The following is a 19,104-nucleotide window of genomic DNA, read 5'->3' as shown; positions in this document are numbered from 1 at the left end:
GGCCATGACCCAGGACCATCTCGCCGCATCGTCCCCGCTTCCGGAGCACGCGCGTCTTGCCGCGTTCGCCGGCGAATGGAATGGCGAAGAGGTGGTCTTTCCGTCGCGCTGGACGGAGGGCGGGACTGCGACCTCGCACGTCGTGGCGCATATGGATCTCAACGGCTTCTACCTGATCCAGGACAGCGTCCAGACGCGCGAGGGCAAGCAGAGTTTCGCCACCCATGGCATCTTCACCTTCGACCGCGAAGATCGGACCTACAAATTGTTCTGGTACGACTCGCTCGGCTACACGCCGCCCTCGCCCGCTTCGGGCGGGTGGGTCGGCAAGACCCTGACGCTGGTGCGCGGCTCGCTCCGCGGCAATGCGCGCCACGTCTACGAGATCATCGACGACAATTCCTATTCGTTGAAGATCCAGTTCTCGCCGGACGCGGAAGGCTGGGCCGACGTGCTCACCGGCGTCTACCGCCGCATCCACTGACCTCTCACTGTTAGTTTCGCGAAAGCAGACCTCATGTCCATCCTGATCGACAAGAACACCAAGGTCATCTGCCAGGGCTTTACCGGCAAGAACGGCACCTTCCATTCCGAAGCCGCGATTGCCTATGGCACCAAGATGGTCGGCGGCACCTCGCCGGGCAAAGGCGGCTCGACCCATCTCGGCCTGCCGGTGTTCGACACCGTGCGCGAGGCGCGTGAGAAGACCGGTGCCGATGCGTCGGTGATCTACGTGCCGCCGCCGGGCGCGGCGGACGCCATCTGCGAGGCCATCGATGCCGAGATCCCGCTGATCGTCTGCATCACGGAAGGTATCCCGGTCATCGACATGGTGCGGGTGAAGCGCTCGCTGGCCGCCTCCAAGTCGCGCCTGATCGGGCCGAACTGCCCGGGCGTCATGACCGCCGGCGAATGCAAGATCGGCATCATGCCCGCCAACATCTTCAAGACCGGCAGCGTCGGCATCGTTTCCCGCTCCGGCACGCTCACTTACGAAGCGGTGTTCCAGACCTCGCAGGAGGGCCTCGGCCAGACCACCGCGGTCGGTATCGGCGGTGACCCGGTCAAGGGAACCGAGTTCATCGACGTCCTCGAAATGCTGCTGGCCGACCCCAAGACGGAGTCGATCATCATGATCGGCGAGATCGGCGGTTCGGCCGAGGAAGACGCCGCCCAGTTCCTCAAGGACGAGGCCAAGCGCGGCCGCATGAAGCCGATGGTGGGCTTTATCGCCGGTGTGACCGCACCTCCCGGCCGCCGCATGGGCCATGCCGGCGCGATCATTTCGGGCGGCAAGGGCGACGCCGGTTCCAAGACCGACGCGATGAAATCCGCAGGAATTACAGTGTCCCCGTCTCCCGCCCGCCTCGGCCACACGCTTGCCGAAAAATTGAAGGGCTAATTCACTTCTTCGTGCTTTTCCGGGCGAAGTTTCGCAGCAAATAGGGTAAATGGTGCCTGTCCGTCGAGCCTCTGCCGGGAAGCTCGACGCCAGCGCCGTTTGTTATGCGCGAACCGAAAAATCGCCAGGAACTCAAGTATGTCTCGCCAGGACGCGAACGCAGCCTTTGCCCTCTCCTCCTTTTTGCAGGGCACCAACGCCACCTACATCGACGAAATCTACGCCCGCTACGAGAAGGACCCGTCCTCGGTCGACGCCGAGTGGCAGGAATTCTTCAAGAGCCTCAACGACCAGCCCGCTGACATCAGCAAGAACGCCGAAGGCCCGTCCTGGGAGCGCGCCAACTGGCCGCTGATCCCGCAGGACGATTTGACCTCCGCCCTGGACGGCAATTGGGCCGAAGTCGAAAAGGCTGTCGGTGCCAAGATCGCCGCCAAGGCGCAGGCCAGGGGTGCTGACAAGGGTGGTGACAAGGGCGGCGGCCTCTCCTCCGCCGACGTGCTCCAGGCCACCCGCGACTCGGTCCGCGCGCTGATGCTGATCCGCTCCTACCGCATGCGCGGCCACTTCCACGCCAAGCTCGATCCGCTCGGCATCGAAGCCCAGCGCAATCGCGAAGAACTCGACCCGCGTACCTACGGCTTCAGTGAAGCCGATTTCGACCGCAAGATCTTCCTCGATCACGTGCTCGGCCTCGAATACGCCAGCCTGCGCGAAATCACCGCGATCTGCGAGCGGACCTACTGCCAGACGCTCGGCGTCGAGTTCATGCACATCAGCAATGCCGCGCAGAAGGCCTGGATCCAGGAGCGCATCGAGGGCCCGGACAAGGAAATCTCGTTCACCCGCGAAGGCCGCCGCGCCATCCTGATGAAGCTGGTCGAAGCCGAAGGCTTTGAAAAATTCTGCGACACCAAGTTCACCGGCACCAAGCGCTTCGGTCTCGACGGTGCGGAATCACTGATCCCCGCGCTCGAGCAGATCATCAAGCGCGGCGGCAATCTCGGCGTGAAGGAAGTCGTGGTCGGCATGCCGCATCGCGGCCGCCTCAACGTGCTGACCCAGGTGATGGGCAAGCCGCATCGCGCGCTGTTCCACGAATTCAAGGGCGGCTCGGCCAATCCCGACGCGGTCGAAGGCTCGGGCGACGTCAAATATCACCTCGGCGCCTCCTCGGACCGCGAGTTCGACGGCAACCGCATCCATCTGTCGCTGACCGCCAACCCCTCGCATCTCGAGATCGTCGATCCCGTGGTGCTCGGCAAGGTCCGCGCCAAGCAGGACCAGCACGGCGATCCGCCGGACCAGCGCATCTCGGTGATGCCGCTGCTGATGCACGGCGACGCCGCGTTCGCCGGCCAGGGTGTGGTTGCGGAGTGCTTCGGTCTGTCGGATTTGAAGGGCTACCGCACCGGCGGCTCCGTGCACTTCATCGTCAACAACCAGATCGGCTTCACTACCTATCCGCGTTATTCCCGTTCTTCGCCCTATCCGTCGGATGTGGCGAAGATGATCGACGCGCCGATCTTCCACGTCAACGGCGACGATCCGGAAGCCGTGGTGTTCGCGGCCAAGGTCGCGACCGAGTTCCGGCAGAAATTCCACAAGCCCGTCGTCATCGACATGTTCTGCTACCGCAGGCATGGCCATAACGAGGGCGACGAGCCGGCTTTCACCCAGCCGGTGATGTACAAGAAGATCGCGGCCCACCCCACGACTCTGGAGCTCTACGCCCGTCGCCTGATCAGCGAAGGCGTGCTGACTGAGGGCGAGGTCGACAAGGCCAAGGCGGACTGGCGCGCGCGGCTCGATGCCGAGCTCGAAGCCGGCTCCGGCTACAAGCCCAACAAGGCCGACTGGCTCGACGGCAAGTGGGCGGGCTTCAAGATCGCCGACCAGGAAGAAGATGCGCGGCGCGGCGTCACCGGCGTCGACATCGCCGAGCTGAAGGATATCGGCCGCAAGATCACCAAGGTGCCGGACGGCTTCCGCGCCCACCGTACCATCCAGCGCTTCCTCGAAAACCGCTCCAAGGCGATCGACGGCGGCACGGGCATCGACTGGGCGACCGGCGAGGCGCTGGCGTTCTGCACGCTGCTCCGGGAAAACCACCACGTCCGTCTGTCGGGACAGGATTCGGAGCGCGGCACCTTCTCGCAGCGCCACTCGGTCCTGATCGACCAGGAGGACGAGAGCCGCTACACGCCGTTCAATCATCTCGGCGAGCAGGGGCATTACGAGGTCATCAACTCGCTGCTGTCGGAAGAAGCGGTGCTCGGTTTCGAATACGGCTATTCGCTCGCCGAGCCGAACACGCTGACGCTGTGGGAAGCCCAGTTCGGCGACTTCGCCAACGGTGCGCAGGTCGTGTTCGACCAGTTCATCTCCTCGGGCGAGCGCAAATGGCTGCGCATGTCGGGCCTCGTCTGCCTGCTGCCGCACGGCTATGAGGGCCAGGGACCGGAGCATTCCTCGGCGCGTCTGGAGCGTTACCTCCAGATGTGCGCGGAGGACAACATGCAGGTGGTCTACCCGACCACGCCGGCGAACTACTTCCACGTGCTGCGGCGCCAGCTGCACCGCGAGATCCGCAAGCCGCTGATCGTGATGACGCCGAAGTCGCTGCTGCGTCACAAGCGGGCGGTGTCGCGTCTCGAGGAGCTCGCCAAGGGAACGACCTTCCACCGCATCCTGTACGATGACGCCCAGATGCTGCCGAGCGAGGCGATCAAGCTCGTCCCCGACGAGAAGATCCGCCGCATCGTGCTCTGCTCAGGCAAGGTCTATTACGACCTCTACGAGGAGCGCGAGAAGCGCGGCATCGACGACATCTATTTGATGCGCGTCGAGCAGCTCTATCCGGTGCCGCTGAAGGCGCTGGTGGCCGAGCTGTCCCGCTTCAAGAAGGCTGAAGTGGTGTGGTGCCAGGAAGAGCCCCGCAACATGGGTGCCTGGCACTTCATCGAGCCCTATCTGGAATGGGTGCTGAACCAGGTGAGCGGCGTAAGCCGGCGTCCGCGTTATGTCGGCCGCGCCGCTTCCGCCGCGACCGCCACTGGTCTGATGTCCAAGCATCAGGCGCAGCTGAAGGCGTTCCTGGACGAAGCACTGAGCTGAACTTTCTGAACTGCGTCATGCCCCGCCCCCACTGCGTCAACGCGCACAAGGGCGGGGCATCCGGCAAGTTGCGACGTGCTCGTGAATGCGATGCGTCCCGCTTGCCGGATGGCCTGCTTTTTGCGGGCCAATGACATCCGCATTTGTGACCGCACCGGCGATCTCCTTAAGGAAAAGACCATGACTGAAATTCGTGTGCCGACGCTCGGCGAATCCGTCACCGAGGCCACCATCGGCCGCTGGTTCAAGAAGGCCGGCGATCCCGTCGCCGTCGACGAGCCCCTTGTGGAGCTGGAGACCGACAAGGTCACCATCGAAGTCCCGGCGCCGTCCGCCGGCACGCTGAGCGAGATCATCGCCGCCGATGGCGTGACCGTCGCGGTCGGTGCGTTGCTCGGCCAGATCACCGAGGGTGCCGCTGGCGCTGCCAAGCCGGCCGCCGCTCCGGCCAAGCCCGCTGCGGCTCCTGCCGCCGCGGCTGCCGCCTCCGCGCCCGCGCCGGCCGCGAAGGCGCCTCCGGCCGACGCCCCGCTTGCCCCGTCCGTGCGAAAACTCTCGGCGGAGACCGGCGTCGATGCCTCGACCGTTCCGGGCTCCGGCAAGGACGGCCGCGTCACCAAGGGCGACATGCTCGCTGCGATCGAGCGCGCGGCGTCCGCGCCGACCCCGGTCAACCAGCCCGCCGCCGCCGTGCAGGTGCGCGCGCCGTCGCCGGCCGATGACGCTGCCCGCGAGGAGCGGGTCAAGATGACCCGGCTGCGCCAGACCATCGCACGCCGCCTCAAGGACGTGCAGAACACCGCGGCCATGCTCACGACCTTCAACGAGGTCGACATGACCAACGTCATGGCGCTGCGTGCGCATTACAAGGATGCGTTCGAGAAGAAGCACGGCTCGAAGCTCGGCTTCATGGGCTTCTTCACCAAGGCCGTGGTGCAGGGCCTGAAGGACATCCCGGCGGTCAACGCCGAGATCGACGGCACCGACCTGATCTACAAGAACTATTACCACATCGGGGTCGCCGTCGGCACCGACAAGGGCCTGGTCGTGCCCGTGGTGCGCGACTGCGACAACAAGTCGATCGCCGACATCGAGAAGGGCATCGCCGATTTCGGCCGCCGCGCCCGTGACGGCCAGCTCAAGATCGACGAGATGCAGGGCGGCACCTTCACCATCACCAATGGCGGCATCTACGGCTCGCTGATGTCGACCCCGATCCTGAACGCGCCGCAGTCCGGCATCCTCGGCATGCACAAGATCCAGGAGCGGCCGATGGTCGTCGGCGGCAAGGTCGAGGTGCGCCCGATGATGTATCTGGCGCTGTCCTACGATCACCGCGTCATCGACGGCAAGGAAGCCGTCACCTTCCTGGTGCGCGTCAAGGAAAGCCTGGAAGATCCGGCGCGCCTGGTGCTCGATCTCTGATCCCTGATGCTCTACGAGCGCCGTCGCATGATCGCGCGACGGCGCGTGTCGAACCATGGAGGCGCGTGTGACCGATAAAGTCGTTGTCATCACCGGCGGCAGCCGCGGCATCGGTCGCGCCACGGCGCTCGCGGTCGCCGCGCGCGGCTTCCGCGTCGTGGTCGGCTATGCCAGCAACAAGCAGGCGGCCGACGAGGTTGTCGCACAGATCGCGGCCAGCAATGGCAAAGCCATTGCGGTGAAATGCGATGTCGCCGAGGAAAGCGATATTGTCGCGCTGTTCAAGGAAGCCGACAAGTTCGGCACGCTGGGCGCGCTCGTCAACAATGGCGGCATCGTCGGCCAAAGCGGCGTGCGCGTCGACGAGATGTCGGCCGAGCGCATCCAGCGCGTGATGGCGGTCAACGTCACAGGCTCCATTCTCTGCGCGCGCGAAGCCGTCAAGCGGATGTCGACCAGGCATGGCGGCAAGGGCGGCGTCATCGTCAATCTGTCATCGGTTGCTGCCAAGCTCGGCGCGCCCAATACCTATGTCGATTATGCCGCGTCCAAGGGCGCGATCGATTCCTTCACCATCGGCCTCGGCTACGAGGTCGCGAGCGAAGGCATTCGCGTCGCGGGCATCCGCCCCGGCCTGATCGATACCGAAATTCACGCCTCCGGGGGCGAGCCAGATCGGCACCATCGCCTGGCCCATATGGTGCCGATGAAGCGCGTCGGCACCGCGGACGAAATTGCCAATGCCATCGTCTGGCTGATGTCCGACGAGGCCTCCTACGTCACCGCAGCCACACTCGATGTGTCCGGCGGACGCTGACGCGCCGCGCGGACGCTGACACATCCTCATCACGCTAAACTTACGGGACTTTCTCTCATGGCTACCTACGATCTCGTCGTCATCGGCACTGGACCTGGCGGTTATGTCTGCGCGGTGCGCGCAAGCCAGCTCGGCATGAAAGTCGCCGTGGTCGAAAAGAACGCCACGCTCGGCGGCACCTGCCTCAATGTCGGCTGCATGCCGTCCAAGGCGCTGCTGCACGCCTCCGAGATGTTCGAGGAAGCCGCGCACTCCTTCGCCAAGATGGGCATCAGCGTCTCCGCGCCGAAGCTCGAATTGCCCGCGATGATGAACTTCAAGCAGCAGGGCATCGACGGTAACGTCAAGGGCGTCGAGTTCCTGATGAAGAAGAACAAGGTCGACGTGCTCAAGGGCACCGGTAAGATCCTCGGCACCGGCAAGGTCGAAGTCTCCGCCGACGGCAAGTCGCAGGTCATCGAGACCAAGAACATCGTGATCGCGACCGGCTCGGACATCGCGCGTCTCAAGGGCATCGAGATCGACGAGACGCGCATCGTGTCGTCGACCGGCGCGCTGTCGCTGGACAAGGTCCCCGGCAAGCTCCTGATCGTCGGCGCGGGCGTGATCGGCCTCGAACTCGGCTCGGTCTGGCATCGCCTCGGCGCCGAAGTCGTCGTCGTCGAATTCCTCGATCGCATCCTGCCCGGGATGGACGGCGAGATCGCCAAGCAATTCCAGCGCATCCTGGAAAAGCAGGGCTTTGCATTCAAGCTCGGCGCCAAGGTCACGGCCGTCGACACCTCGGGCAAGACGCTGAAGGCGACGATCGAGCCCGCGGCCGGCGGCGCTGCCGAGACGCTGGAGGCCGACGTCGTTCTCGTCTGCATCGGCCGCGTGCCCTACACCGACGGGCTCGGCCTGAAGGAAGCCGGCGTTGCGCTCGACAATCGCGGCCGCGTGCAGATCGATCCGCATTTCGCCACCAGCGTGAAGGGCGTTTATGCCATCGGCGACGTCGTCGCGGGCCCGATGCTCGCGCACAAGGCCGAGGACGAAGGCGTCGCGGTGGCCGAGATCATCGCAGGCCAGGCCGGCCACGTGAACTACGATGTTATTCCAGGCGTCGTGTATACCACGCCGGAAGTGTCCTCCGTCGGCAAGACCGAGGAGGAGCTGAAGCAGGCGGGTGTGGCTTATACGGTCGGGAAGTTTCCCTTTACCGCCAACGGCCGCTCCAAGGTCAACCAGACCACCGACGGTTTTGTGAAGATTCTCGCAGATGCGAAGACCGATCGCGTGCTCGGCGTTCATATTATCGGCATCGAGGCCGGCGAAATGATCCATGAAGCCTGCGTTCTCATGGAATTTGGCGGCAGCGCGGAGGATCTCGCGCGCACCTGCCACGCGCATCCGACCCGCTCGGAAGCCGTCAAGGAAGCGGCGCTTGCGGTCGGCAAGCGGGCCATCCATATGTAGGGACGCGCCCAGCACCGAATCGGGCGGGAAACATATGCTGCGCCGCCTACTTCAACCGGTCTGGGTCCTGCTGGCGATCATCTTCCTGATCGAAGCCTGGCTGTGGGACCATTGCGAGCCGATCGTCGCGCGATTTGTCGCGGCCATCCCGCTCGCACGATTCAAGCAATGGCTGACCGAGCGCGTCGATGCGCTGCCGCCGGCCATGACGCTGGTCGTGTTCGCGGTGCCGATCATCCCGCTGTTTCCGCTCAAGCTGATCGGCCTGTATCTGCTGACGCATGAATACTGGCTGACCGGCGTCTCCACCTTTCTGTTCGCAAAACTGCTCGGCGTCGGCGTCACCGCCTTCGTGTTCGACGTGACGCGCGACAAGCTGATGGAGATGGGCTGGTTCGAGCGGCTCTATCAGCTCGTGATGAAGCTGCGCGCAAAAGCCTCGGAGCTGGTCGACCCAATCAAGCAGCGCATCCGCGAGCTGATCGCCGGCAACGGTGAGGGCTGGTCCTCCCGCACGCTGCGTTTGATCCAGCGTTTCCGCAAGAGCGTGCACGAAGCGCGCTGAGCGTGGCGGCGATTGGACTTGTCGGGCCAGAGCTTGCGCCAAATCTCCAGTGTCGTCCCGGCGAAGGCCGGGTTCCATAACCACAGGGAGAAGTTGGGCGAAGACTCGTCGTTCGGTATTCCTGCCACCCGTATTCGATACATCACGCGGTATGGGTCCCGGCCTTCGCCGGGACGACGGCGGAGTTGGTCACATCAGCCTCAATGCAAATGCAGCAGATGCGGCAACCACAGGCCGAGCCCGGTCATGGCGATGCCGGCGATCGTCAGCAGGCCAGCGACATAAGCGAGCCCAATCATGCCGGTGATGATGGTGGCCGAGGCGAGAACGATGCCGATCTGGAAGGCGGCGGACGCCAGCTCGAAGTGATGATACTTCGCAGTCGCCTCGTCGCGTTCATGCTCGGCGTGCTTGGCCTTTTCGGCCAGCTGCTCGGTGCCTTCGCCGGTCTCGGGCTCGGAGCGGTAACGCTGCGCGGTCTTCTGCCAGTCCTCGATCTGCTTCTGAGCCGCGGCCTTGGTGGCATCGTCGGTCGCGGCGCCGAACGTCAGCTTGCCCTGCTCGGCCGCGGTCACCACCACGGTGCGGCGGATGCTCTTGGCCTGGAAGAACGCCCAGAGGTTGGAAGCCTCGACGTTCTTGCTGATCGATTCGGTCTGGGCGCCCTTGCCGAGCGTCTCGGAGATCGCCAGGAACAGCGCCAAGACGGCGATCAGGAGCGCGATCTTCTTGTTCGAGCCGGACGCGTGTTCGGCGTGCTCGGCATGCTCCATGCTTTCGTGTGCGCTCATGAGTCCTCTCCTGTGTCGGTTCCGCACGATTGACCGAACCGCGGGCGCCGCGCAAGAGGCACGCGAGCTATGACAGCTTCATGTCAGGATTCATCGGCAATTCGGCGCCTCTCTCACCGCCGCGGATGCGCGCTGGCGTAGACCTCCAGCAGGCGCTCGGAATCGATGCCGGTGTAGATCTGCGTGGTCGAGAGCGAGGCATGGCCGAGCAATTCCTGGATCGCGCGCAGATCCCCGCCGCGCGACAGAAGATGCGTCGCAAAGGAATGCCGAAGCGCGTGCGGCGTCGCGCTGTCGGGCAGGCCGAGCGCGCCGCGCAGCCGCTCCATCGCGAGCTGGATGATGCGCGGGCTGAGCGGGCCGCCGCGGGCGCCGACGAAGATCGGTCCCTCCGGCGGCAACGGATGCGGGCACATCGACACATATTCCTGAACGAGCGCGAGCACGTTCTGGAGCACCGGCACCATGCGGGTCTTGTTGCCTTTGCCTGTCACGATCAGCACGTCGCCCTCGCCCGGACGCGGCACCTCGCGGCGCGTCAGGCCGAGCGCTTCGGAGATGCGCAGGCCGGAGCCGTACAGCAGCGCCATCACGGCGGCGTCGCGCGCCAGAATCCAGGTTTCGCGATCCTCGCCGGCGCGTTCGTCGGCGTCCGTAAGACGTTTTGCAGATGCCATCGGCAGCGGCTTCGGCAAGGTCTTGGCCACCTTGGGTGCGCGGATCGCCGACAATGCCCCGACCTTGCCCTTGCCCTCGCGTTCGAGAAAGCGGCCGAACGAGCGCAGGCCCGCGAGCGCGCGCATCAACGAGCGGCCGGCGATCTCGTCGGCGCGGCGCATCGCCATGAAGGCGCGGATGTCGGTGGCCTCGAGCGCGGCGAAACGCTTGAGCGTCACGCGCTCGCCCCAATGGGCACAGAGGAAATCCAGGCACTGCCGCAAATCGCGGCCATAGGCCTCCAGCGTCTTCGGCGACAGCCGCCGCTCGGCGCCGAGATGCGACAGCCAGCGCGTCATCTCCTGCGCGATCGAGGGATCGGCGCTGGCGAGCTCGATTTGGGGGGCGGCCGCTTTGCTCATGCGCTCTGGACGTAATGATTCCGCTCAGTATATCGCATCACACCCGTTTACTGTTCGCTAAGGCCGTCGCGGGCGGCTAGCTTCAAGGCCTCAAGGTTCCGATTCTCCACCCATGGATCATTCGCCGCGCAGCACCGCCGCCGCTACCAACGCGACCCGCATGGTCGACGTGCTGGTGCCGGTGGCGCTCGACCAGACCTATTCCTACAAGGTGCCGCGCGGGATGGAGCTGAAGGCGGGCGATCTCGTCGGCGTGCCGCTTGGCCCGCGCGAGGTGCTCGCAGTGGTCTGGGCGGAAAACGCCAACCCCGATCCGCGCCTGCACAACCGCCTCAAGGAAATCAGCGAAAAGCTCGACTTTCCGCCGCTGAAGCCGGAGCTGCGCGCCGTCGTCGACTGGGTCGCCAATTACACTCTGAGCCCGCGCGGCATGGTGCTGCGCATGTGCCTGCGGATGGGCGAGAATCTCGGCCCGGAGCGGGTGCGCGCCGGCGTGCGCCTGGTCGGCGATCCTCCCAAGCGGCTGACGCCGGCGCGGCAGCGCCTGATCGAGGTGCTGTCGGACCGGCTGCTGCATGGCAAATCCGAGGCCGCCAAGGAAGCCGGCGTCTCGGCCGGCGTGATCGACGGCCTTGTCGACGAAGGCACGCTCACGGTCGAGCCGATGCCGCCGCCGCCACCGCCGCCGGCCCCCGATCCGGATTTCGGCCGGCCGGATTTTTCGCCGCTCCAGCGCGCTGCCGCCGATACGATGCGGGCGCTTGCGGCCAATGGCACGTTCCACGTCGCGCTGCTCGACGGCGTTACCGGCTCCGGCAAGACGGAAGTTTATTTCGAGGCGGTCGCGGAGGCGATCCGCCGCGGAAAACAGTCGTTGATCCTGATGCCGGAGATCGCGCTCACCGGCCAGTTCCTCGACCGCTTCGCGCAACGTTTCGGCGTGCGGCCGATCGAATGGCACTCCGAGCTGACGCCGCGCACCCGCGCGCGCAATTGGGCGGCGATCTCCGAGGGCACCGCGCCGGTCGTGGTCGGCGCGCGCTCGGCGCTGTTTCTGCCTTACGCCAGTCTCGGCCTCATCATCGTCGATGAAGAGCACGACCAGGCCTACAAACAGGACGAGGGTGTGCATTATCACGCCCGCGACATGGCCGTGGTGCGCGCGCATATCGCAAAGATTCCGGTCGTGCTGGCCTCGGCCACGCCGTCGGTCGAATCCGAGGTCAACGCGCGCAAGAACCGCTATCAGCGCATCGCGTTGCCCTCGCGCTTCGGCGGCCAGCACATGCCGCATATCGAGGCCATCGACCTGCGCCGCGAGCCGCCGGCGCGCGGCCGCTTCATCTCGCCGCGCCTGGCCTCCGAGATCAAGATCGCAATCGAAAAACGCGAGCAGGCGCTATTATTCCTCAACCGCCGCGGCTATGCGCCGCTGACGCTATGCCGCGCTTGCGGCCATCGCTTCGCCTGCACCATCTGCGATGCCTGGCTGGTCGATCATCGTTTCCGCCAGCGCCTGGTCTGCCATCATTGCGGCTTCTCGATGCCGCGTCCGCAAACCTGCCCGCATTGCGCGGCGGAGGAATCGCTGGTCGCGGTCGGGCCCGGCGTCGAGCGCTTGCAGGAGGAGGCGGCCGCGCTGTTTCCCGAGGCGCGCACCATGGTGCTGTCGAGCGATCTCATCACCTCGATCGAGACCATGCGCAGCGAGCTTGCCGAGATCGCCGAGGGCCGCGTCGACATCATCATCGGCACGCAGCTCGTCGCCAAGGGCCACAATTTCCCGCGGCTCAATCTGGTCGGCGTGGTCGATGCGGATCTCGGTCTCTCCAATGGCGATCCGCGCGCCTCCGAGCGCACCTGGCAATTGCTCAACCAGGTGATCGGCCGCGCCGGGCGCGAGCAGGGCCGCGGCGTCGGCTATCTTCAGACCCACCAGCCCGATCATCCCGTGATGAAGGCGCTGATCGCCTGCGACCGCGAGGCCTTCTACGACAGCGAGATCGATCTGCGCGAGCGCACGCTGTATCCGCCGTTCGGACGGCTCGCGAGCCTGATCATTTCCGCCGGTGACCGGCCGAGCGCCGAAGGCTTTGGCCGCAGCCTGGTTGCGCTCGCGCCGCGCGACGAGCGCGTGGTGGTGCTGGGGCCCGCGGAGGCGCCGCTCGCCGTCATCAAGGGACGCTATCGTTTCCGCATCCTGGTGAAATCGGCGCGCGGCTTCGATCTGTCGGATTATTTGCGCAACTGGCTCGCAGTGTGCCCGAAGCCGAAGGGCAATCAGAAGCTCGAAGTGGATGTCGATCCGCAGAGCTTTTTGTAGAGGGCTGCAAAACTCTCTCCCCGTCATTGCGAGCCAAAACCGCCGTCTCGTGCCCCGGACGCAGCGCAGCGCCTCTTCGGCAGTGCGCTGCAGAGCCGGGGCCCATGCCGCAGCGATCCGTGTCGCTTTCTGGGTCCCGGCTCTGCGCAGCAACGCTACGCGCTGCAGCGCGTCCGGGACACGGGAGGGACGGTTGCGCTGCTCTTACGGCAAGACAACAAAAAGCCCGCCGTCCCCCAAGACGGCGGGCTTGTTCACCCCGCGCTGATCCCGCCGCTCACATGTCCGGGCGGACGATGACGAGAACTTCGCTTGTGCGGTGAGGCGCTATCGCGCGCTTTAAGAGACCACTTCCGCAGTGACGCGGCCGACGCCGGCGCCGGTGAGGCCGATGGCGCGGGCAGCGCCCGTGGAGAGGTCAAGGACACGGCCGCGAATGAACGGGCCACGGTCGTTGATGGTGACGACGACGCTCGAGCCGCCATGGGTGACGCGCAGCTTGGTGCCGAACGGCAGCGAACGGTGCGCCGCGGTCATGGCGTTCTGGTTGAAGCGCTGGCCCGACGCGGTCTTGCTGCCGGACTCGTTGCCGTAGAACGAAGCCATGCCGGAGAAGCTGCGGCCGGTGCCCGACGACGGTGTCATCGACGCATTGGCGTTGCGCCAATCGGAGGTCGTGTTGGCCTCGTTCTCTGCTTGGTGGCGATGATGATGGTGGGAATACCGGTGGTGATGCCGGGATTTGGCGGAAGCTTCGGTGGCAGTTCCAGCGACAAGGAGAGTTGCGGCAACGAAAGCGATCGTACGCGGCCGGGTCACAGAGCCCAGCGTCTTCAAAGACAGCATTTAGTGGTCCCTAAGCTAGTATTGCCACATATGTGGCAAGTGGAGCCCCCATGTGTTTGCGAGCGGGTTGGCGTTTCCATTCCTAATGAGGCATGAATTGGGCAGTAAATCAGTTCCGTGTCGTCATGAAATATCTTGTTACCGTCGCTCGATATTCAATCGATGTTCCGTAATCTTGGATTTTAATGATTTGTTAACTTAGTGACTTCTTGCGAATACTGAAGAACGAAGTCATGTCTTTCTGTCTTTAGAATTGCGTAAGTATTCGCGAGTGGAGCCGAACGGGCCGGAAATCACGGCTCAGCGATCCGTGCTCATGGCCGCTATGCGCTGAGGGTTGGAACGATTGGGACGGCGGGCGGCTGGTGGGCCTCGTCCCGGGCGCGCTGCAATTCCGTCGGGTGGCATGTCGTCAGCGCGTGGTCGTGGAGTGCGACGAACTGGCGACAGAACGTCATGCCTTTAATTTGGCGTCATGTTGCACCTGCGCGCCTGCTATGTTAGCAAAGCCGCGATTTTAACGAGCCCGGCACTTCCGTGCAGGGTCGAAAATCGAAGTCCCGCTTGAATTCCAAGGGCTTGGATCGCTAGGCGCCGCTTTGTGGCGACGGTTTTTCCCTTGCGAGTTTGACAGCAAAAAGAGCGCGTCTGTGGCTGCAGAAGATACGTCCGTTTCAGGTGTGTCCGGCCGTTATGCAACGGCCTTGTTTGAACTGGCCCGTGACCAGAAAGTGGTCGACGAGGTCAAAGCCGATCTCGAAAAATTCGAGGGCTTGCTGAACGAAAGCGCCGATCTGAAGCGCCTCGTCCGCAGCCCGGTGTTCGCGGCCGAGGCCCAGTCCAGGGCCCTCTCGGCCGTGCTGGAAAAGGCCGGGGTCGCCGGCATCTCCGCCAATTTCCTCAAGGTCCTGACCGCCAACCGCCGCCTGTTCGCGGTGGCTGACGTGATCCGCGCCTACCGCGCCCTCGTCGCCAGGTTCAAGGGCGAGGCGACCGCCGACGTCACCGTGGCGGAGGCGCTCTCGGACAAGAATCTCGACGCCCTCAAAGTCGCCCTGAAATCGGTGACCGGCAAGGACGTCGCGCTCAACGTGAAAGTCGACCCCTCGATCATCGGTGGCCTCGTGGTCAAGCTTGGCAGCCGCATGATCGATAGTTCGCTTCGCACCAAACTCAATTCGATCAAGCACGCGATGAAAGAGGCAGGCTGATGGACATCCGCGCCGCGGAAATTTCCGCGATCCTCAAGGACCAGATCAAGAATTTCGGCCAGGAAGCTGAAGTCTCCGAAGTCGGACAGGTGCTGTCCGTCGGCGACGGCATCGCCCGCGTCTACGGTCTGGACAACGTCCAGGCCGGTGAAATGGTCGAGTTCGAGAACGGCACCCGCGGCATGGCGCTGAACCTCGAAACCGACAATGTCGGTATCGTCATTTTCGGCGCCGACCGCGAGATCAAGGAAGGCCAGACCGTCAAGCGCACCCGCGCCATCGTGGACGCGCCGGTCGGCAAGGGCCTGCTCGGCCGCGTCGTCGACGCGCTCGGCAACCCGATCGACGGCAAGGGTCCGATCCAGGCCGACAAGCGCATGCGCGTCGACGTCAAGGCGCCCGGCATCATCCCGCGCAAATCGGTGAGCGAGCCGATGGCGACCGGCCTCAAGGCGATCGACGCCCTGATCCCGATCGGCCGCGGCCAGCGCGAGCTGATCATCGGCGACCGTCAGACCGGCAAGACCGCGATCGCGCTCGACACCATCCTGAACCAGAAGCCGCTCAACGCGCAGCCCGACGAGAACATCAAGCTGTATTGCGTCTACGTCGCGATCGGCCAGAAGCGTTCGACCGTCGCCCAGTTCGTGAAGGTGCTGGAAGAGCAGGGCGCGCTGGAATATTCGATCATCGTCGCCGCAACCGCTTCCGATCCGGCGCCGATGCAGTACATCGCCCCGTTCACCGGCTGCACCATGGGCGAGTACTTCCGCGACAACGGCATGCACGCCGTCATCATCTATGACGATCTGTCCAAGCAGGCCGTCGCCTATCGCCAGATGTCGCTGCTGCTGCGCCGTCCGCCGGGCCGCGAAGCCTATCCGGGCGACGTGTTCTATCTGCACTCCCGCCTGCTCGAGCGCGCGGCGAAGCTGAACAAGGACCAGGGCTCGGGCTCGCTGACGGCGCTGCCGGTCATCGAAACCCAGGCCAACGACGTGTCGGCCTACATTCCGACCAACGTCATCTCGATCACCGACGGCCAGATCTTCCTGGAAACCGACCTGTTCTTCCAGGGCATCCGTCCCGCCGTGAACGTCGGTCTGTCGGTGTCGCGCGTCGGCTCGTCGGCGCAGACCAAGGCCACCAAGAAGGTCGCCGGCAAGATCAAGGGTGAGCTGGCGCAGTACCGCGAAATGGCGGCGTTCGCGCAGTTCGGCTCCGACCTCGACGCCTCGACCCAGCGCCTGCTCAACCGCGGTTCGCGCCTGACCGAGCTGTTGAAGCAGCCGCAGTTCGCGCCGCTGAAGATGGAAGAGCAGGTCTGCGTGATCTGGGCCGGCACCAACGGCTATCTCGATCCGCTCCCGGTTTCCAAGGTGCGTGCGTTCGAGGACGGCCTGTTGTCGCTGTTGCGCGGCAAGAATGCCGAGATCCTCAACGCGATCCGCGACAGCCGCGACCTCTCCGACGACACCGCCGCCAAGCTGAAGTCGGTGGTCGAAGGTTTCGCCAAGAGCTTCGCGTAATAGAGCGTCACATGGCCGGGCTTCTTGTCCCGGCCATCCATGCCTTGCCGCGTTGAGACGAAGAATTGGATGCCCGGGACAAGCCCGGGCATGACGATTGGGATAGGCTAGCGGCTTGATCCAATGGGTCGAACCGCCGGGGTGCACGAAGAATGGCGTCACTTAAAGACATGCGCGTCCGCATCGCCTCGACCAGGGCGACGCAGAAGATCACCAAGGCCATGCAGATGGTCGCAGCGTCCAGATTGCGCCGCGCCCAGCAAGCGGCCGAGGCGGCGCGGCCTTATGCCGACAAGATGAGCGCGGTGATCTCCAACATCGCCAGCGCCGCCGCAGGTTCGCCCGGTGCGCCAGCGTTGCTCGCTGGCACCGGCAAGGATCAGGTCCACCTGCTGCTGGTCTGCACCGGCGAGCGCGGCTTGTCCGGCGCCTTCAACTCGTCGATCGTTCGCCTCGCGCGCGAGCGCGCCCAGGCGCTGATCGCGCAGGGCAAGGAAGTCAAATTCTTCTGCGTCGGCCGCAAGGGCTACGAGCAGCTGCGCCGCCTGTTCGACAAGCAGATCGTCGAGCACCTCGATCTGCGCAGCGTTCGCCAGCTCGGCTTCGTCAACGCCGAGGACATCGCCAGGAAAGTCCTGGCGCGCTTCGACGCCGGCGAGTTCGACGTCTGCACGCTGTTCTACGCGCAGTTCAAATCGGTGATTGCCCAGATCCCGACCGCGCAGCAGATCATTCCGCTGATCGTCGAGGACAAGGCGGCGAACGCGCCAACGACGTCCTATGACTACGAGCCGGAGGAAGACGAACTCCTCTCCGGCCTGTTGCCGCGCAATATCGCGGTGCAGATCTTCCGCGCGCTCCTGGAAAACAACGCCTCGTTCTACGGCGCGCAGATGAGCTCGATGGACAACGCCACCCGCAACGCGGGTGAAATGATTCGCAAGCAAACCCAGATCTACAACCGAACCCGTCAAGCCCAGATCACCAAGGAGCTGATCGAGATCATCTCCGGCGCCGAGGCGGTCTGACGCACGAACCAAACGACGGTTGTTCAAGTACAGAATTTCGCAAGTCCAGAACTTCGAAGGAGAGCCTCATGGCTACAGCAGCTAACCAGGTCGGTCGCGTCACCCAGGTCATGGGCGCCGTCGTCGACGTTCAGTTCGAAGGCCATTTGCCGGCCATTCTCAATTCGCTGGAAACCAGAAACGGCAACATCCGCCTCGTGTTGGAAGTCGCGCAGCATCTTGGTGAGTCCACAGTGCGCACGATCGCGATGGACGTGACCGAAGGTCTGGTGCGCGGCCAGGAAGTGACCGACACCGGCGAGCCGATCGCGGTTCCGGTGGGTGCGGGCACGCTCGGGCGCATCATGAACGTGATCGGCGAGCCGATCGATGAAGCCGGCCCGATCTCGTCTGAAGGCAAGCGCCCCATCCACCAGGAAGCGCCGACCTACACCGACCAGGCCACCGAGGCCGAAATTCTCGTTACCGGTATCAAGGTCGTCGATCTTCTTGCTCCGTACGCGAAGGGCGGCAAGATCGGCCTGTTCGGCGGCGCCGGCGTCGGCAAGACCGTGCTCATCCAGGAGCTGATCAACAACGTCGCCAAGGCGCATGGCGGCAATTCAGTGTTCGCCGGCGTCGGCGAGCGCACCCGCGAAGGCAACGACCTCTATCACGAGTTCATCGAATCGAAGGTCAACGCCGACCCGCACAATCCTGACCCGAGCGTCAAATCGAAATGCGCGCTGGTGTTCGGCCAGATGAACGAGCCGCCCGGCGCCCGCATGCGCGTCGCTCTGTCCGGCCTGACAGTCGCTGAGCACTTCCGCGACCAGGGCCAGGACGTGCTGTTCTTCATCGACAATATCTTCCGCTTCACTCAGGCCGGCTCGGAAGTGTCGGCGCTTTTGGGCCGAATTCCTTCGGCGGTGGGTTATCAGCCGACGCTCGCCACCGACATGGGCGCGCTGCAGGAGCGCATTACCACCACAAACAAGGGCTCGATCACCTCGGTGCAGGCGATCTACGTGCCGGCTGACGACTTGACCGACCCGGCGCCGGCGACGTCGTTCGCGCATTTGGACGCCACCACGGTGCTGAACCGTGCGATCTCGGAAAAGGGCATCTACCCGGCGGTCGATCCGCTCGACTCGACCTCGCGCATGCTGCAGGCGAACATCGTCGGCGAAGAACACTATACGACCGCGCGCATGGTTCAGCAGGTGCTGCAGCGCTACAAGTCGCTCCAGGACATCATCGCCATTCTCGGCATGGACGAGCTTTCGGAAGAGGACAAGCTGACGGTGGCCCGCGCCCGCAAGATCGAGCGCTTCCTGTCGCAGCCGTTCCACGTCGCCGAAATCTTCACCGGCTCGCCCGGCAAGTTCGTCGACCTCGTGGACACCATCAAGGGCTTCCGCGGTCTCTGTGAAGGCAAGTATGACCACCTCCCGGAAGCCGCCTTCTACATGGTCGGCACCATCGAAGAGGCGGTCGAGAAGGGCAAGAAGCTGGCGGCGGAAGCGGCCTAAGG

General features: G+C 64.5%; 15 protein-coding genes. 12 read left to right on the top strand and 3 right to left on the bottom strand.

What is annotated here, in order from left to right:
* Positions 1-4: 4 nt before the first annotated feature.
* From IVB31_RS28870 to IVB31_RS28840, 7 genes are all read left to right on the top strand, one after another.
* Positions 5-484, top strand: coding sequence for a DUF1579 family protein (locus tag IVB31_RS28870; RefSeq protein ID WP_247330906.1), 480 nt, complete (start codon positions 5-7; stop codon positions 482-484).
* 33 nt (positions 485-517) lie between these two features.
* The gene (gene sucD / locus IVB31_RS28865; protein ID WP_247330904.1) at positions 518-1,402 is read left to right on the top strand and encodes a succinate--CoA ligase subunit alpha; all 885 of its coding nucleotides are present in this window, start codon (positions 518-520) and stop codon (positions 1,400-1,402) included.
* A 138-nt stretch (positions 1,403-1,540) separates the two neighbouring features.
* On the top strand, positions 1,541-4,519 hold the full coding sequence (locus IVB31_RS28860; RefSeq protein WP_247330901.1) for a 2-oxoglutarate dehydrogenase E1 component: 2,979 nt from the start codon (positions 1,541-1,543) through the stop codon (positions 4,517-4,519).
* Between the two features lie 180 nt (positions 4,520-4,699).
* Complete coding sequence (gene odhB / locus IVB31_RS28855; protein ID WP_247330898.1) at positions 4,700-5,944, top strand: 2-oxoglutarate dehydrogenase complex dihydrolipoyllysine-residue succinyltransferase; 1,245 nt, start codon at positions 4,700-4,702, stop codon at positions 5,942-5,944.
* Positions 5,945-5,999: 55 nt separating this feature from the next.
* On the top strand, positions 6,000-6,761 hold the full coding sequence (locus IVB31_RS28850; protein ID WP_247330896.1) for an SDR family oxidoreductase: 762 nt from the start codon (positions 6,000-6,002) through the stop codon (positions 6,759-6,761).
* Between the two features lie 57 nt (positions 6,762-6,818).
* Positions 6,819-8,219, top strand: coding sequence for a dihydrolipoyl dehydrogenase (gene lpdA, locus IVB31_RS28845; RefSeq protein WP_247330894.1), 1,401 nt, complete (start codon positions 6,819-6,821; stop codon positions 8,217-8,219).
* A 34-nt stretch (positions 8,220-8,253) separates the two neighbouring features.
* Positions 8,254-8,784: a hypothetical protein gene (locus IVB31_RS28840; RefSeq protein ID WP_247330892.1), complete on the top strand. Its 531-nt coding sequence runs from the start codon at positions 8,254-8,256 to the stop codon at positions 8,782-8,784.
* Between the two features lie 200 nt (positions 8,785-8,984).
* Here the strand turns inward: IVB31_RS28840 and IVB31_RS28835 are convergent, their stop codons facing one another.
* A complete protein-coding gene (locus IVB31_RS28835) occupies positions 8,985-9,575 on the bottom strand; it encodes a DUF4337 domain-containing protein (RefSeq protein ID WP_247330889.1) in 591 nt (196 codons plus the stop codon).
* Positions 9,576-9,688: 113 nt separating this feature from the next.
* Positions 9,689-10,654 carry a tyrosine recombinase XerC gene (locus tag IVB31_RS28830; RefSeq protein WP_247330887.1) on the bottom strand — a complete coding sequence of 322 codons (966 nt, stop codon included), beginning with the start codon at positions 10,652-10,654 and terminating at the stop codon, positions 9,689-9,691.
* Between the two features lie 112 nt (positions 10,655-10,766).
* Between IVB31_RS28830 and IVB31_RS28825 the strand changes: the two genes are divergently transcribed.
* Entirely contained in the window at positions 10,767-12,977 is a 2,211-nt protein-coding gene (locus tag IVB31_RS28825) for a primosomal protein N' (RefSeq protein WP_247330885.1), read from the top strand.
* A gap of 339 nt (positions 12,978-13,316) precedes the next feature.
* Here IVB31_RS28825 and IVB31_RS28820 read toward each other — a convergent pair whose 3' ends face one another.
* On the bottom strand, positions 13,317-13,823 hold the full coding sequence (locus IVB31_RS28820; protein WP_247330883.1) for a septal ring lytic transglycosylase RlpA family protein: 507 nt from the start codon (positions 13,821-13,823) through the stop codon (positions 13,317-13,319).
* A 650-nt stretch (positions 13,824-14,473) separates the two neighbouring features.
* Between IVB31_RS28820 and IVB31_RS28815 the strand changes: the two genes are divergently transcribed.
* The 4 genes from IVB31_RS28815 to atpD all read left to right on the top strand — a co-directional run bounded on the left by IVB31_RS28815 (position 14,474) and on the right by atpD (position 19,102).
* The gene (locus tag IVB31_RS28815) at positions 14,474-15,034 is read left to right on the top strand and encodes a F0F1 ATP synthase subunit delta (RefSeq protein WP_247330880.1); all 561 of its coding nucleotides are present in this window, start codon (positions 14,474-14,476) and stop codon (positions 15,032-15,034) included.
* Complete coding sequence (gene atpA / locus IVB31_RS28810) at positions 15,034-16,563, top strand: F0F1 ATP synthase subunit alpha (protein ID WP_247330878.1); 1,530 nt, start codon at positions 15,034-15,036, stop codon at positions 16,561-16,563. Before IVB31_RS28815 ends, atpA begins: the two co-directional genes overlap by 1 nt.
* Positions 16,564-16,715: 152 nt before the next feature.
* Positions 16,716-17,591 carry a F0F1 ATP synthase subunit gamma gene (locus IVB31_RS28805; protein WP_247330876.1) on the top strand — a complete coding sequence of 292 codons (876 nt, stop codon included), beginning with the start codon at positions 16,716-16,718 and terminating at the stop codon, positions 17,589-17,591.
* 68 nt (positions 17,592-17,659) lie between these two features.
* Positions 17,660-19,102 carry a F0F1 ATP synthase subunit beta gene (atpD, locus tag IVB31_RS28800; protein WP_247330874.1) on the top strand — a complete coding sequence of 481 codons (1,443 nt, stop codon included), beginning with the start codon at positions 17,660-17,662 and terminating at the stop codon, positions 19,100-19,102.
* The last annotated feature ends 2 nt before the right edge of the window (positions 19,103-19,104 follow it).

Origin of the sequence: Bradyrhizobium sp. 21 (assembly GCF_023073335.1) — a bacterium.
Lineage (GTDB): Bacteria > Pseudomonadota > Alphaproteobacteria > Rhizobiales > Xanthobacteraceae > Bradyrhizobium.
Note: the sequence above shows the minus strand (reverse complement) of the source record. Positions and strands in the feature narration are given on the sequence as shown.

Excerpts from the sequence above, each read along its gene's own strand:
- IVB31_RS28850 (WP_247330896.1), top strand. The coding sequence starts at position 6,000 with ATGGAGGCGCGTGTGACCGATAAAGTCGTTGTCATCACCGGCGGCAGC.
- IVB31_RS28830 (WP_247330887.1), bottom strand. The coding sequence starts at position 10,654 with ATGAGCAAAGCGGCCGCCCCCCAAATCGAGCTCGCCAGCGCCGATCCC.
- IVB31_RS28820 (WP_247330883.1), bottom strand. The coding sequence starts at position 13,823 with ATGCTGTCTTTGAAGACGCTGGGCTCTGTGACCCGGCCGCGTACGATC.
- IVB31_RS28860 (WP_247330901.1), top strand. The coding sequence starts at position 1,541 with ATGTCTCGCCAGGACGCGAACGCAGCCTTTGCCCTCTCCTCCTTTTTG.
- lpdA (WP_247330894.1), top strand. The coding sequence starts at position 6,819 with ATGGCTACCTACGATCTCGTCGTCATCGGCACTGGACCTGGCGGTTAT.
- atpD (WP_247330874.1), top strand. The coding sequence starts at position 17,660 with ATGGCTACAGCAGCTAACCAGGTCGGTCGCGTCACCCAGGTCATGGGC.
- IVB31_RS28805 (WP_247330876.1), top strand. The coding sequence starts at position 16,716 with ATGGCGTCACTTAAAGACATGCGCGTCCGCATCGCCTCGACCAGGGCG.
- sucD (WP_247330904.1), top strand. The coding sequence starts at position 518 with ATGTCCATCCTGATCGACAAGAACACCAAGGTCATCTGCCAGGGCTTT.
- atpA (WP_247330878.1), top strand. The coding sequence starts at position 15,034 with ATGGACATCCGCGCCGCGGAAATTTCCGCGATCCTCAAGGACCAGATC.
- odhB (WP_247330898.1), top strand. The coding sequence starts at position 4,700 with ATGACTGAAATTCGTGTGCCGACGCTCGGCGAATCCGTCACCGAGGCC.
- IVB31_RS28825 (WP_247330885.1), top strand. The coding sequence starts at position 10,767 with ATGGATCATTCGCCGCGCAGCACCGCCGCCGCTACCAACGCGACCCGC.
- IVB31_RS28870 (WP_247330906.1), top strand. The coding sequence starts at position 5 with ATGACCCAGGACCATCTCGCCGCATCGTCCCCGCTTCCGGAGCACGCG.
- IVB31_RS28840 (WP_247330892.1), top strand. The coding sequence starts at position 8,254 with ATGCTGCGCCGCCTACTTCAACCGGTCTGGGTCCTGCTGGCGATCATC.
- IVB31_RS28835 (WP_247330889.1), bottom strand. The coding sequence starts at position 9,575 with ATGAGCGCACACGAAAGCATGGAGCATGCCGAGCACGCCGAACACGCG.